We start from the raw sequence: 14050 nt of genomic DNA, 5'->3' as shown, positions 1-14050 counted from the left end.
GTCTAAGCAGGAGTGCTTGGAGTATGGCACGTTAAATCGGTTCCGCTGAGGCGACCATTTCCCGTCAATCGATACCCATGCGTCGCCTGGCCCGGTGCGCCGAGCTGTCACGCATGGCCCAGCGCAGGATCGGTGCTGTGCGGCGCAGGCCAAGGCGGATCATGCGCTGTTGCAGCGACCCTTGCTGCAGGCCGAGCATGGTCTGGGCCCAGTCTGGAAGCAGATCGATGCCGGCATGCAGCATCAGCTTGCCGACCGGCTCGGCAAGGCGGCTCGGGGCTGGGGCTTCGAGCAGGATCCTGACCACTTCCAGGCTATGCGCGCTGCATTGCAGTTGTGGACGCATCTGCTGCAGATAATCCTCGACCTGCTGGCAGGAGCGTGGCACACCACGGGCACCGAGGCGTTCGGCAACCAGGGCGATCTCGGCGTAATAGGTGTCCTGATCGGCACGTGACAGTTGAGGGTCGCGGTAGCGCAAATGGGCAGCGAGAAAACTGCTGACTTCGGCCACATGCACCCAGGTCAGCAGGTCCGGGTCGCTGGCGGCATAGGGGCGGCCGTCCGGAGCTGTACCGGTTACCTGCAAGTGGATGGTGCGCACCTTGTCGATTAACCATTCGGCATCACGGGTGGAGCCGAACGTGGTGCCGGAGATGAACTGACTGGTGCGACGCAGGCGCCCGAGCAAGTCCTCGCGGAAATTGGAGTGGTCCCACACCCCGGCCAGGGCCAGCGGGTGCAGCAGCTGCAGCATCAGGGCACTGATGCCGCCGACCAACATGCTCGGGAAGTCGCCATGCACCCGCCAGCTGATGCTGTGCGGGCCGAACAGGCCGGGGTCGCCCTTGGGGGATTCGAGGTCGAGCTGGCCGAGGGCCAGCCCGGTGAGGCTCATGACCTGGGTTTCGATGCGTCGGCGTAGGGCTTCCATGGCGTCCTGTGCTTCAGGGCGGCCATGGAGCGTGGCCGCCCACTATTGATTGAGGCGTTTGTCGATCAGGCCCTGAACCACGCTCGGGTCGGCCAGGGTCGAAGTGTCGCCGAGGTTATCCAGTTCGTTGCAGGCGATCTTGCGCAGTATACGCCGCATGATCTTGCCCGAGCGGGTCTTGGGCAAGGCCGGTGCCCACTGAATCAACTCTGGCTTGGCGAAGCTGCCGATCTCTTTGCTGACCAGCGCCAGCAACTCGGCCTTGAGCGTGTCGTCCGGGGTGATGCCATTCATGGGGGTAATGAAGGCATACACGCCCTGGCCCTTGAGGTCGTGCGGGTAGCCGACCACGGCAGCCTCGGCGACGCTGTCGTGCAGCACCAGCGCGCTTTCCACCTCGGCGGTGCCGATGCGGTGGCCGGAGACGTTGATCACGTCATCGATGCGCCCGGTGATCCAGTAGTCGCCGTCGGCATCGCGGCGGGCGCCATCACCGGTGAAGTAGTAACCGGGCATGGGTTTGAAGTAGGTATCGACCATACGCTGGTGGTCGCCGTAGACGCTACGGATCTGCCCGGGCCAGCTGGCCTTGATCACCAGCAGGCCGGCGCCGGGGCCTTCGATCAGCTGGCCCTTTTCGTCCAGCAGCGCCGGTTGCACGCCGAACATCGGCTGGGTAGCGCAACCGGGCTTGAGCTTTTGCGCCCCTGGCAGTGGCGTGAGCATGATGCCGCCGGTTTCGGTCTGCCACCAGGTATCGACGATGGGGCAACGCTGCTGGCCGACGGCTTCGAAATACCATTCCCAGGCTTCCGGGTTGATCGGCTCGCCCACGCTACCGAGCAGGCGCAGGCTCTTGCGCGAGGAGCCCTGCAGCGGTGCCGAACCTTCACGCATCAACGCACGCAGCGCAGTGGGCGCGGTGTAGAAGATGTTCACTTGGTGTTTGTCCACCACCTGCCAGAAGCGCGAGGTGTCCGGGTAATTAGGTACGCCTTCGAACATCAGTGAAATCGCGCCGTTGGCCAAGGGCCCGTAGACGATGTAACTGTGGCCCGTGACCCAGCCGACGTCGGCGGTGCACCAGAACACCTCGCCGTCGCGGTAGTCGAACACCACCTTGAAGGTCATCGTCGCCTGCAGCAAGTAGCCCGCGGTGGTGTGCAGTACACCCTTGGGCTTACCGGTACTGCCGGAGGTATACAGGATGAACAGTGGGGCTTCGGCGTCCATCGGTTCGGGCGGGCATTCGTCGCCGGCCTTTTCGGTCACTTCGTGATACCAGAGGTCGCGGCCCTCGTTCCACGCGACATCGCCGCCGGTTCGGCGCACCACGAACACGTTGCTGACCGCGGGGCAGCTGCTCAGGGCTTTGTCGACGTTGTGCTTGAGCGGGATGCGCTTGCCGCCGCGCACGCCTTCATCGGCAGTGATCACGGTGCGGCAGTCGGCATCGAGAATGCGGTCCCGCAGGGCATCCGGGGAGAAACCGCCGAACACCACTGAGTGGATGGCACCGATGCGCGTGCAGGCGAGCATGGCGTAGGCGGCTTCGGGAATCATCGGCATGTAGATGCATACCCGGTCACCTTTGTGCACGCCGCGTGCCTTCAGGGCATTGGCCAGCCGGCAGACCTGGCGGTGCAGCTCGCGGTAGCTGATGGCCTTGGAGTCCTTGGGGTCGTCTCCTTCCCACAGTAGGGCGGTCTGCTCGCCGCGCTGGGCCAGGTGACGATCGATGCAGTTGTAGCTGACGTTCAGTTGGGCGCCGTCGAACCAGCGGGCCTTGCCAGTCTTCAGGTCGCATTGCTGCACGCTCGACCAAGGCTTGATCCAGTCCAGGCGTTTGGCCTGTTCGGCCCAGAAGGTGTCGGGGTCATCGACCGACTGGCGGTAGAGGCGCTGGTAGTCGTCGGGGGAGAGTCTGGCGGACTGGCTGACGGCCAGGGCCTGGGGATACTGCTTGATATCGAACATGGCGGGTGGTCCTGCTCTTGTGAGGGGCGAGGGACAGCAGCGGCTATTCGATGGACAGTGTAGCTGGAGGGAGCGTTCAACCTGTGCCGACCCCAAGGTCGGCACAGGTTGGCGGTCAACCGCGGTGACGGCCGCGGAAGTAGTTGATCAGACCTTGAGTGGAACCATCTTCGGCACTGTCTTCCAGGCTGCCGACCAGGCGCTGGTAAACACCCTTGCCCAGCTCCTTGCCCAGCTCCACGCCCCACTGGTCGAAGGCGTTGATGCCCCAGATCACGCTCTGCACGAACACCTTGTGTTCGTACATCGCCACCAGAGCGCCCAGGCGACGCGGGCTGATGCGCTCGACCACCAGGGTGTTGCTCGGGCGGTTGCCCGGGATCACCTTGTGCGGCGCGAGCTTTTCGATGTCCGCTTCGTTCAGGCCCTTCTGGCGCAGTTCGGCCTCGGCTTCTTCACGGGTCTTGCCGAGCATCAGCGCCTGGCTCTGCGACAGGCAGTTGGCGTACAGCCACTGATGGTGGTCGGCCACCGGGTTGAAGCTGACCACTGGCACGATGAAGTCGGCCGGGATCAGCTGGGTGCCCTGGTGCAGCAACTGGTGGTAGGCATGTTGACCGTTGCAGCCGACGCCGCCCCAGATCACCGGGCCGGTATCGGTCTTCACCGGGGTGCCATCCTGCAGCACACTCTTGCCATTGGACTCCATGTCCAGCTGTTGCAGGTGCTTGGTGATGTTGCGCAGGTAATGGTCGTACGGCAGGATCGCGTGGCTGCTGGCGCCCCAGAAGTTGCCATACCAGACACCCAGCAGCGCCAGCAACACCGGCATGTTCTTGTCGAACGGTGCGGTCTGGAAGTGCTGGTCCATGGTGTAGGCACCCGACAGCAGCTCTTTGAAATTGGCGGTGCCGATGGCCAGGGCGATCGGCAGGCCGATGGCCGACCACAGCGAATAGCGCCCGCCTACCCAGTCCCACATCGGGAAGATGTTCTCTTCGCGAATACCGAAGGCCACGGCGGCGGCCTTGTTGCTGGAAACCGCGATGAAGTGGCGGTACAGCTCGGCTTCCGAGCCGCCCTGGGCCAGGTACCAGGTGCGCGCGGCCATGGCGTTCTTCAGGGTCTCGAGGGTGTTGAACGACTTCGACGAGACGATGAACAGCGTGGTTTCGGCGCGCAGGTTCGCCGACAGTTCATGGAACTCGCTACCGTCGATATTGGCCAGGTAGTGGCACCGCACCCCGCGCTGGGCATAAGGCAGGAGGGCTTCGGAGACCAGCTCGGGGCCGAGGAACGAGCCACCAATGCCGATGTTGACCACATCGGTGATCGGCTTTTCGCTGTAGCCACGCCACAGGCCGTCATGAATACGGCCGACCAGCTCGGTGATCTGGTTGAGTACCTTGTGTACTTCCGGCATCACGTTGACGCCGTTGACGCTGAGCTTGTCGCCTACCGGGCGGCGCAGCGCGGTGTGCAGCACCGGGCGACCTTCCGAGGCATTGATGATCTCGCCGCTGAACATCGACTTGATCGCGTCCTGCAGGCCGACTTGTTCGGCCAGGTTCACCAGAAGATCTCGGGTTTCATCGGTGATCAGGTTTTTCGAATAGTCGAGGAACAGCCCGCAGCTACTCAGGGAGAACTGGTCGAAGCGCTTGGCGTCGGCGGCAAAGGCTTCGCGCATGCTGAAGCCTTGCATGGCGTCGCGGTGTTGTTGCAGGGCCTGCCAGGCAGGCAGGGCCGTAACATCGTGGGGGGTGCGGTAATACGCCATTGCGCGGAATTCCTTGATGCGAGGTGTGCCTTGGACAGGGCAGTCATTGCCGGGTTCAGGCTGGCCATCATTATAGGCAAAGGCCGCGCGCAGGGAATGGGTATGAAGGGAGGATTTTGGGGCCGCCAAGCGGCCCCAGGCGAGTTATGCGGTCTTTTCGTCCAGGTGCAGATACAGGTTGTCGATCAAACGGGTGTTACCCAGATACGCCGCAACCAGGATCACCAGGTCCCGGTCGCCAAAGGTCGCCGGGCGCAGATTCAGTGCATGGCGCACTTCCAGATAATCCGGACGCAGGCCGGCAGCGCTCAGCTGCGCCTTGCCTTGCTCGATCAGTGCCGCGAAATCCACCTGGCCGCGACCCAGCGCCTCGCCGATCTGCTGCAAGGTGCGATATACCACCGGCGCCGTGGCCCGTTGCTCAGTTGTCAGGTAACCATTGCGCGACGACAGCGCCAAGCCATCTTCGGCCCGCACGGTCGGCTCACCGATGATCTGGATGGGCATGTTCAGGTCGCGCACCATGGCGCGGATCACCGCCAGCTGCTGGTAATCCTTTTCGCCAAACACGGCCAGATCCGGCTGAACCATGTTGAACAGCTTGCTGACCACGGTCGCAACGCCCTCGAAATGCCCAGGGCGGCTGGCACCGCACAGGCCTTCGGACAGGTTGGGCACGCTGACGCGGGTTTGCACGCTCATGCCGTCGGGGTACATCTCTTCCACGGTGGGCGCGAACAGCAGGTTGCAACCTGCCTGAAGCAGGCGCTCCTGATCGGCGGCGAGGGTACGCGGGTATTTGTCCAGGTCTTCGTTGGCACCGAACTGCAGTGGGTTGACGAAGATGCTGGCGACCACGAAGTCGGCACGTTGGGCGGCCTTGGTCACCAGCGCGGCGTGGCCGCTGTGCAGGTTGCCCATGGTCGGCACGAAGCCGATGCGCTTGCCTTCGCCGCGTGCACGGGCGACGGCTGCACGCAGTTCGCGGACGGTCTTGACTGTGTTCATGCGCTGAATCCGTGTTCGGCAGCGGGGAAGGTAACGTCCTTGACGGCCTTGACGTAGGCGGTGAGGGCGCTCTGGATGTCGGATTGGCCTGCCATGAAGTTCTTCACGAACTTCGGTACCCGGCCGCTCAGTGACAGGCCGAGCATGTCGTGCAGGACCAGTACCTGGCCATCGGTGGCACTACCGGCACCGATGCCGATCACTGGAATGCTCACCGCCTGGGTGATTTCCGCAGCCAGTTCGCTTGGTACGCATTCGAGCAGCAGCATCGCCGCGCCGGCTTGCTCCAGGGCAATGGCGTCGGCGCGCATCTGCCGCGCTTGCGCTTCCTGGCGGCCCTGGACCTTGTAACCGCCCAGCACGTTGACGGTCTGCGGGGTCAGGCCCATGTGCGCACACACCGGCACACCGCGTTCGGCCAGCAGGCGGATGGTTTCGGCCAGCCAGGCAGCGCCTTCGAGCTTGATCATGTGGGCGCCGGCCTGCATCAGCGTGGCGCAGTTGGCAAAAGCCTGCTCGGGTGTGGCGTGGGCCATGAACGGCAGGTCAGCGAGGATCAGCGCACCGTCGTTGCCGCGTTTGACGCAGGCGGTGTGGTAGGCCATCTCGGCAGTGGTGACGGGCAGCGTGCTGTCATGGCCCTGCAGGACCATGCCCAGGGAGTCGCCCACCAGCAACACGTCGACGCCGGCCTGGCTGCAGGCCTTGGCGAAGGTCGCATCGTAGCAGGTCAGCATGGTGATCTTTTCACCCTTGGCCTTGAGGCCATGCAGGGTGGTCAGGGTTACTTCAGGCATGTAGGAAAATCCTCGTTCAGGCGCTGTGAAAAACGACTGCATTCAACGCGTGTAGTCATCTTCCGGAGCGGCACATCATCGCGCGTGATGTTCGGGCACAGGTCCGTCCGGGCCTAAATACGGGTGTGCGGCACTTTGCTGCCACACGGGACGCCTATAGTCGTGAGCGAGGTGGGGGAAGTCAATCACCCTGTTACCGCAATGTTACTAACAGGGTGTTACTGGCGTTACCGTGTTCTGAATAATGTCTCAAACGCCCGGTTTACAGGCGTTCCAGACCGACGAACGGGCACGCTTCGAGCAACTGGGTGAGGGCACGGCCATCGGCCAGGCAGAAGTCATCCGCCACCAGTTCGGCCAACGGGTACAGCACGAAGGGGCGCGCATGCATGTGGTAGTGCGGCACCTGCAGGCGTGGGACGTCGATCACCTGGTCACCGAACAGCAGGATATCCAGGTCGAGGGTGCGCGGGCCCCAGCGTTCCTGGCGTACACGGCCCTGGTCGTTCTCGATGGCCTGCAGCGCGTCGAGCAGGTCCAGCGGCGCCAGGGTGGTATCGAGGGCTGCTACCGCGTTGGTGTAACGCGGCTGGCCAGGCAGCAGCGAGTCGCTGGTGTACAGCGCTGATGCGCCCGCCAGGCGGCTGTCGGCAATCTGGTCGAGCGCCTGCAGGGCGCTGCGCAGTTGTTCTGCGGGCGCGTCCAGATTGCTGCCGAGGCCGATGAAGGCGCGCGTGGTCACTCGAACGCCTCGTCGCCGCCGCTGCGCTTGCGCTTGCTGCCACTGCGCTTGCGTTTGCGCGGGCCGGCACCGGTGCCTTCGTCACGGCTGCCAAGCTCGCGGATCATCTCGCGGCGCTCGCTGTCGTTGGCATCCTGGTAGTCGGTCCACCACTGGCCGAGGTCGTCGGTTTCCTCGCCGGCGCTTTCGCGCAGCAGCAGGAAGTCGTAACCGGCACGGAAGCGTGGGTTGTCGAGCAGCAGGTCGGCACGCTTGCCACTGCGACGCGGCAGGCGTTCCTGCATGTCCCAGATCTCGCGGATCGGCAGGGTGAAGCGCTTCGGGATAGCGATGCGCGCGCACTGTTCGGCGATCAGGTCGTGGGCCGCACCGTTCATGGCAGGGATTGGCGGCACGCCTTGGTTCTGCAGGTGCAGCACGCGGCCTGGCAGGGCAGGCCAGAGCAGGGCGGCGAACAGGAAGGCCGGGGTGACCGGCTTGCCTTGCTTGACGCGCAGGTCGGTATTGTTCAGCGCTTGGCTGATCAGGGTATGGGTATAGGTCGGGCGCTCGTCCAGGGCATGGGCACTGGCCGGGAACAGCGGCTCGAACAGCTCCAGGTCGACCAGCATTTCGAAGGCGATGGCACCCTGGCCGGAGAGGAACAGCTTGAGGCATTCCTCGAAAAGGCGTGCTGGCGGGATCTCGCGCAGCAGCGGGGCCAGTTTGCGAATCGGCTGGAAGGTGTGCTTTTCGATGCCGAAGTCGAGCTTGGCAGCGAAACGCACGGCACGCAGCATGCGCACCGGGTCTTCCTGGTAGCGGTGGGTCGGGTCGCCGATCAGGCGCAACAGACGGTTGCGGATGTCGTGCACGCCGTTGGCGTAGTCGAGGATGCGCTCGCTGACCGGATCGTAGTACAGGGCGTTGATGGTGAAGTCGCGGCGTTGCGCGTCTTCTTCCAAGGTGCCGTACACGTTGTCACGCAGGATACGACCACTGGCGTTGTGCGACGAACGGTGGCTGTCGCCCTGGTCGTCTTCCGAGTGGGGCGCGCGGAAAGTGGCGACTTCGATGATCTCACGGCCGAAATGCACGTGGACCAGCTTGAAGCGCCGACCGATGATGCGCGCGTTGCGGAATTCGGCACGGACCTGTTCGGGCGTGGCGCTGGTGGCGACGTCGAAGTCCTTGGGCGTGATGCCCAGCATCAGGTCGCGGACGCAGCCACCGACCAGATATGCCTGGTAGCCCGCACTCTGCAGGCGCTCGACGATGTTCACCGCGTGGCGGCTGAACTGGTGGCGCTGCAGCGAGTGTTGGCTCTTGTTGATCACCTCAGGCGTGGTGCGCCTGTGGTGCTGGCCCGGTACGGGAGGGCGGAACGACTGGAACAGCTTCTTCAGCATGGGATGCACTGTTTGAAGGAATGTTCGGCCAAGAATAGGAGAATGGCCGCATGATGGGCGGGGATTCTAGCATTTACTCGGGGAATGGTGTAGGCGGTAGCAGGAGAGCCTGCCGAAGGGGAGAAACGACAAGGGGAGCCTAAGCTCCCCAAGAAGTCGTTGCGTGCTCTTATTGTTTTTTTACTGGGCTTCTTGTTTTTGTTGAGTGCCCTGTCCACAAATCTCGAAGCTTGTGGACGACCCCCAATCCAGGGGTAAAGAGCAAACGGATTGCTTTGGCCGCTGATGTCACGTTGATCCTTCGATCCAACCAGTTCAGGCGCTGCTTTTAAGTGCAGTTTTTGTTGTTCTCTGCCTGGTCGTGGGGCAAGCCCCAAACACGCATCCTCTCCAAAAGAATCAGTTAGCTGCGCCTCCGCCGTCTTGTTTTTATTGTGCGTGAGCCGTTTCGTCTTGTTCTTATTCTGAGTTGCTGTGCTTGTTATTGTTCTTGTACCAGACATATAGCAGGTGCCGTGCCAACTTTTCGAAATCCAGTAAAATCAAGGGGTTGAGGCGGTTTGGCAGATTTCTGCAGGTCGAAAATGTAGATTTTTCGTTACCGTACGCCTCGGGAACTGTTACGCCGGAAAGGTTGGGTAACAGATTTGTGCGGGAACTGAGGTGTTACCTGGGGGAGAGGGTGTGGCTTTGCCACCCTCTTCGCGGGGTTGCCCGCGAAGAGGCCAGTAGGGCCAACGGAGATCCGAATCAGTTGTCGCTGGTCGCGTTGCTCTTGCGCCGCGGGATGCCCAGGCGCTGGCGCCGTTCCCACAGGCACTTGCGGCTGACACCGAGCTTGCGTGCGAGCTCGGTCTCGGTCATGTGGTCCTGGTGCTCGAGCACGAAGTGCTGGAAGTAGTCCTCCAGCGACAGATCCTCGGTCGGCTCATGGCTGGCACTGCTCGCGCTGGCCACGACCAAGGCATTGTCGAGGATGTCATCCTCTTCAAGGTCGCTCAGCTCGATGTCGATGCCCAGCATGTCGGCGGAAATTTCCGCGCTCTCGCTGAGGATCACCGCGCGCTCCACGGCGTTTTCCAGTTCGCGCACGTTACCCGGCCAGCTGTAATGACGAATGGCTTGCTCGGCCTCGGCCGAGAAGTGCAGGTCGTCACGGCCGATGCGCGCGCTCTGGCGGGCGAGGAAGGCATTGGCGATCTCATTGACGTCACTGCCGCGCTCGCGCAGGGCCGGCAACTTCAGGGCGATCACGTGCAGGCGGTAATAAAGGTCTTCGCGGAACTGCCCGGCCTTGGCCAGGTTCTTCAGGTCGCGGTGGGTCGCGGCGATCAGACGCACGTCGACTTTCTGCGACTGTACCGAGCCGACCCGGCGAATCTCGCCTTCCTGCAGCACGCGCAGAAGGCGCGCCTGGGCTTCGAGCGGCAGTTCACCGATCTCGTCGAGGAACAGGGTGCCACCGTCGGCGGCTTCCACCAGGCCGGCACGGCCGGCGCTGGCGCCGGTGAATGCGCCCTTTTCGTGGCCGAACAGTTCCGATTCGATCAGGGTTTCCGGAATCGCCGCGCAGTTCACCGAAATCATCGGCGCCTTGGCACGTCGCGACAGGTTGTGCAGCGCGCGGGCAACCAGCTCTTTACCAGTGCCCGACTCACCCTGGATCAGCACGTTGGAGTCGGTGGGCGCGACTTTGCGGATCTTGCTGTACATGTCCTGCATCGGCGGGCACGAACCGATGATGCCGATCTCGCCATTGGCGGCACTGGCAGCCTTCTCGGCAGGCGCGGCCTTGCCGTTGGCCCGCGGCTCGGCGGCCGGGGCTGGCGCGGCAGCAGGGGCATTCTGGCGATCACGCAGGATGCGCGCTACGGCCTGGAGCATTTCATCGTGGTCGAAGGGCTTGGCGATGTAGTCCACCGCGCCCATCTTCATCGAGTCCACCGCCGAGCGCAGGCTGGCGTAGCTGGTCATGATCAGCACGGGTGTGCCCTGGCCAAGCTTGATCAGCTCGGTACCCGGGGCGCCCGGCAGGCGCAGGTCGCTGACGATCAGGTCGAAGGTGGCAATGCTGAAGCGTTCCTGGGCTTCCTGCACCGAGCCGGCTTCGCTGACCTGGTACTGGTTCCGTTCGAGCAGCCGACGCAGGGCCGAGCGGATGATGGTTTCGTCTTCGACGATCAGAATGTGCGGCATTGATTCAATTCTCTCGACGGTCTCGAATTTCAGGGGACGTCGCTACGACATGCCGGGGCAGGGTCACGCGGATCCGGGTGCCACGTTGCCGTTCGATGTCGGCCGGGCTGTCGATGGTGATTTGCCCATAATGCTCTTCCACGATGGAATAGACCAGAGCGAGCCCCAGTCCGGTTCCTTCGCCCGGGTCTTTGGTGGTGAAGAATGGCTCGAACAGGCGGTCCATGATGTTCTTCGGTATCCCGCTGCCTTCGTCCTCGACGATCAGGTCGACGGTGTGCTCGCTGACTTCACTGCGCACCCGCACGGCACTGCCGGGCGGGGAGGCATCGCGGGCGTTGGAGAGCAGGTTGATCAGCACCTGGGCGAGGCGCTGCGGATCCCCCTCGGCCCAATGGTCCGGGTCGCAGAGGTTGAAGAACTGTACTTCGAAGTTGCGCCGGTTCAATGCCAGCAGACCGATGGCGTCTTGCGCCACTTCGGCCAGGCACACCGGCTCTTCGCTGTTCTGATGGCTACCACCGGCGTGGGCGAAGCTCATCAGTGACTGGACGATGCGCGACACGCGCTTGGTCTGTTCGAGGATCTGGCTGGACAGCTCGATGATTTCGCCATCGTCTTCGCGCTCCTCGCGCAGGTTTTGCGCCAGGCAGGCGATGCCGGTGATCGGGTTGCCGATTTCGTGGGCCACACCGGCAGCCAGGCGGCCGATGCTGGCCAGGCGCTCGGAGTGCACCAGCTTGTCTTCCAGTGCCTGGGTTTCGGTAAGGTCCTCCACCAGCAGCACAAGGCCGCTGTTACCCGGCGCCAGGGGCTCGTCGATGGCCGCCTTGTGCAGGTTCAGCCAGCGCGGCTGGCCGTCCAGCGCCAGGCGCTGTTTGTGCAGGTGTTCGTCGGGCACGTTGATGAAACCCTGCAGCAGGCCGCGCCAGGGTTCGCTGATGGTCACCAGGCGCGAGCCGACCACGTGCTTGGCGGCAATGCCGGTCAGCTCTTCCATGGCCTTGTTCCACATCAGGATTTCCTGGTCCTTGGCCAGCGAGCAGACGCCCATGGGCAGCTCTTGCAGGGTCTGGCGGTGGTAGCGGCGCAGCGCGTCGAGTTCGGCGGCAAGGCCGGTAAGGCGCGAGTGGTAGTCTTCCAGGCGGCTTTCGATGAAGTGGATGTCCTCGGTGACGTAGTTCTCGTTACCGGACTTGTACGGCAGGAAGGTCTCGACCATGTCCTGGGCCACACTCGGCCCCATCAGCCCGGAGAGGTTGGCCTCGATACGGTCACGCAGGCGGCGCAGGGCATAGGGGCGGCGCTCGTCGAACGGCAGGTAGAGGTCGCGCAGGGCCTGCTCGACCTCCTTCTGCGCCGCCTTGGCGCCCAGCGGTTTGGCCAGCTGGGTAGCGAATTCCTGCGGCGAGGCGGCATGCAGTTCACGGCGCTGCGGCCGGCGCACGTTGTCCACGGCGCAGGCTTCGGCGGCGCTGACTTCTTCGCTGCTGGCGTTGGTGAACAGCGAAATCAGCGTGAACAGCAGTACGTTGGCCGCCAGCGAGGCAATGGCCGCCATGTGCCAACTGGTGTCGTCGAGCACATAGATCATGTCCAGCAACGGGATATAGAAGCCCTGCAGGTTGCCCAGCAGCGGCAGCAGCATGGTCACCATCCACACCAGGGTCCCGGCCAGCAGCCCGGCTATGAAGCCGCGGCGGTTGGCGGTCGGCCAGTACAGCACCGACAGCACGCCAGGCAAGAACTGCAGAGTGGCGACGAAGGCGACGATACCCAGGTTGGCCAGGCTCTGGTGGTTGTTCTGGGTCAGGTAGAAGACAAACCCGGCAGTGATGATGGCGACGATCAGCGCGCGGCGTGTCCATTTCAGCCAGCGGTAGATATTGCCCTCGGCCGGTGGCTGGTACAGCGGCAGCACCAAGTGGTTGAGGGCCATGCCCGACAAGGCAAGCGTAGTGACGATGATCAGCCCGCTGGCGGATGCCAGACCGCCAACGTAGGCGAGCAACGTCAATGCCTGGTTGTTGGCGGCGAGCCCCAAGCCCAGGGTGAAGTACTCAGGGTTGGTGCTCGCGCCCAGGCGCAGGCCGGCCCACAGTACCAGCGGCACCGCCAGGCTCATCAGCAGCAGGAACAGCGGCAGGCCCCAGCTGGCGCTTACCAGCGCGCGCGGGTTGAGGTTTTCGGTGAAGGCCATGTGGTACATGTGCGGCATGACGATGGCCGAGGCGAAGAACACCAGCAACAGGGTGCGCCAAGGGCCTTCCTGCAGCGGCGTATGCAGCGCCGCCAGGGCGGTCTGGTTCTGCAGCAGCCATACTTCCAGCTCATGCGGGCCACCGAACACGCCATACAGCGCATACAGGCCGATGCCGCCCAGGGCCACCAGCTTGATCACCGATTCGAAGGCGATGGCGAACACCAGGCCTTCGTGTTTCTCACGCGTGGCGATGTGGCGCGAGCCGAAGAAGATGGTGAACAGGATGATCAGCGTACAGAAGGCAAAGGCCACCCGGGCCTTGACCGGCTCGCCGGTGAGGATGCTGATCGAGTCGGCCACCGCCTGGATCTGCAGTGCCAGCAAGGGCAGCACGCCGATCAGCATGATGATCGTGGTCAGCGCGCCGGCCCAGGTGCTGCGAAAGCGGAACGCCAGCAGGTCGGCCAGCGACGACAACTGGTAGGTGCGGGTGATCTTGAGGATCGGATACAGCAGCACCGGTGCCAGCAGGAATGCACCGGACACCCCCAGGTAACAGGCGAGGAAACCGTAGCCGTACTGGTAGGCCAGGCCCACCGAGCCATAGAAGGCCCAGGCGCTGGCGTAGACGCCCAGCGACAGGGTGTAGGTCAGCGGGTGGCGAATGATGGAGCGCGGGATCAGCCCACGCTCGCTGATCCAGGCCACGCCGAACAGCACCATGAGGTACGCGGCGCTGATCAGGATCATCTGGGTCAGGCTAAAGCTCATCGGCATCTCGTTGGCTCTGCAGGATGAAGGTGACGACGATCAGGATCAGCCAGAGCAGGTAGGGGCGGTACCAGGCACCGGTCGGTTCGATCCACCAGTCCATGATGGCCGGGGAGAACAGGTAGATCCCCACGACCAGAAGCAGGACCAAACGATAGATGTACATGCTGGCCTCGATGGTTGAGCGCTGCGGGCTTGGACTTATTATTGGCGCAAATGGCCGAGGGGATGCTAGCGGGAATCCATAGGGTTCG

General features: G+C 63.4%; 10 protein-coding genes. All 10 read right to left on the bottom strand.

Translation table 11 applies throughout. The features are described 5' to 3' along the window. Positions 1-64 precede the first annotated feature (64 nt). Entirely contained in the window at positions 65-934 is an 870-nt protein-coding gene (locus ACOKS3_RS25225) for an oxygenase MpaB family protein (RefSeq protein WP_422764516.1), read from the bottom strand. A gap of 42 nt (positions 935-976) precedes the next feature. Further along, positions 977-2911, bottom strand: coding sequence for an acetate--CoA ligase (gene acs / locus ACOKS3_RS25220; RefSeq protein WP_422764517.1), 1935 nt, complete (start codon positions 2909-2911; stop codon positions 977-979). Positions 2912-3026: 115 nt separating this feature from the next. Further along, positions 3027-4691 (bottom strand): glucose-6-phosphate isomerase, encoded by a 1665-nt coding sequence (gene pgi, locus ACOKS3_RS25215; RefSeq protein ID WP_103448921.1) that lies wholly within the window; start codon positions 4689-4691, stop codon positions 3027-3029. Between the two features lie 144 nt (positions 4692-4835). After that, positions 4836-5699, bottom strand: a complete 864-nt coding sequence (gene panC / locus ACOKS3_RS25210; RefSeq protein WP_422764518.1) for a pantoate--beta-alanine ligase — start codon at positions 5697-5699, stop codon at positions 4836-4838. Beyond that, entirely contained in the window at positions 5696-6496 is an 801-nt protein-coding gene (gene panB, locus ACOKS3_RS25205; RefSeq protein ID WP_103448924.1) for a 3-methyl-2-oxobutanoate hydroxymethyltransferase, read from the bottom strand. The genes panC and panB overlap by 4 nt, the downstream gene beginning before the upstream one ends. Before the next feature lie 262 nt (positions 6497-6758). Further along, positions 6759-7238 carry a 2-amino-4-hydroxy-6-hydroxymethyldihydropteridine diphosphokinase gene (gene folK / locus ACOKS3_RS25200; protein WP_103448925.1) on the bottom strand — a complete coding sequence of 160 codons (480 nt, stop codon included), beginning with the start codon at positions 7236-7238 and terminating at the stop codon, positions 6759-6761. After that, positions 7235-8626 (bottom strand): polynucleotide adenylyltransferase PcnB, encoded by a 1392-nt coding sequence (locus tag ACOKS3_RS25195; protein WP_103448927.1) that lies wholly within the window; start codon positions 8624-8626, stop codon positions 7235-7237. Before ACOKS3_RS25195 ends, folK begins: the two co-directional genes overlap by 4 nt. A gap of 750 nt (positions 8627-9376) precedes the next feature. After that, the gene (locus tag ACOKS3_RS25190) at positions 9377-10822 is read right to left on the bottom strand and encodes a sigma-54-dependent transcriptional regulator (RefSeq protein ID WP_103448930.1); all 1446 of its coding nucleotides are present in this window, start codon (positions 10820-10822) and stop codon (positions 9377-9379) included. Positions 10823-10826: 4 nt separating this feature from the next. Continuing rightward, positions 10827-13802 (bottom strand): sensor histidine kinase, encoded by a 2976-nt coding sequence (locus ACOKS3_RS25185; RefSeq protein ID WP_181004533.1) that lies wholly within the window; start codon positions 13800-13802, stop codon positions 10827-10829. Continuing rightward, entirely contained in the window at positions 13786-13962 is a 177-nt protein-coding gene (locus ACOKS3_RS25180) for a hypothetical protein (protein ID WP_003250005.1), read from the bottom strand. Before ACOKS3_RS25180 ends, ACOKS3_RS25185 begins: the two co-directional genes overlap by 17 nt. Positions 13963-14050 lie beyond the last annotated feature (88 nt).

The organism is Pseudomonas sp. HS6-2, assembly GCF_049325675.2.
Lineage (GTDB): Bacteria > Pseudomonadota > Gammaproteobacteria > Pseudomonadales > Pseudomonadaceae > Aquipseudomonas > Aquipseudomonas putida_N.
Note: the sequence above shows the minus strand (reverse complement) of the source record. Positions and strands in the feature narration are given on the sequence as shown.

Excerpts from the sequence above, each read along its gene's own strand:
- ACOKS3_RS25225 (WP_422764516.1), bottom strand. The coding sequence starts at position 934 with ATGGAAGCCCTACGCCGACGCATCGAAACCCAGGTCATGAGCCTCACC.
- acs (WP_422764517.1), bottom strand. The coding sequence starts at position 2,911 with ATGTTCGATATCAAGCAGTATCCCCAGGCCCTGGCCGTCAGCCAGTCC.
- pgi (WP_103448921.1), bottom strand. The coding sequence starts at position 4,691 with ATGGCGTATTACCGCACCCCCCACGATGTTACGGCCCTGCCTGCCTGG.
- panC (WP_422764518.1), bottom strand. The coding sequence starts at position 5,699 with ATGAACACAGTCAAGACCGTCCGCGAACTGCGTGCAGCCGTCGCCCGT.
- panB (WP_103448924.1), bottom strand. The coding sequence starts at position 6,496 with ATGCCTGAAGTAACCCTGACCACCCTGCATGGCCTCAAGGCCAAGGGT.
- ACOKS3_RS25195 (WP_103448927.1), bottom strand. The coding sequence starts at position 8,626 with ATGCTGAAGAAGCTGTTCCAGTCGTTCCGCCCTCCCGTACCGGGCCAG.
- ACOKS3_RS25190 (WP_103448930.1), bottom strand. The coding sequence starts at position 10,822 with ATGCCGCACATTCTGATCGTCGAAGACGAAACCATCATCCGCTCGGCC.
- ACOKS3_RS25185 (WP_181004533.1), bottom strand. The coding sequence starts at position 13,802 with ATGCCGATGAGCTTTAGCCTGACCCAGATGATCCTGATCAGCGCCGCG.
- ACOKS3_RS25180 (WP_003250005.1), bottom strand. The coding sequence starts at position 13,962 with ATGTACATCTATCGTTTGGTCCTGCTTCTGGTCGTGGGGATCTACCTG.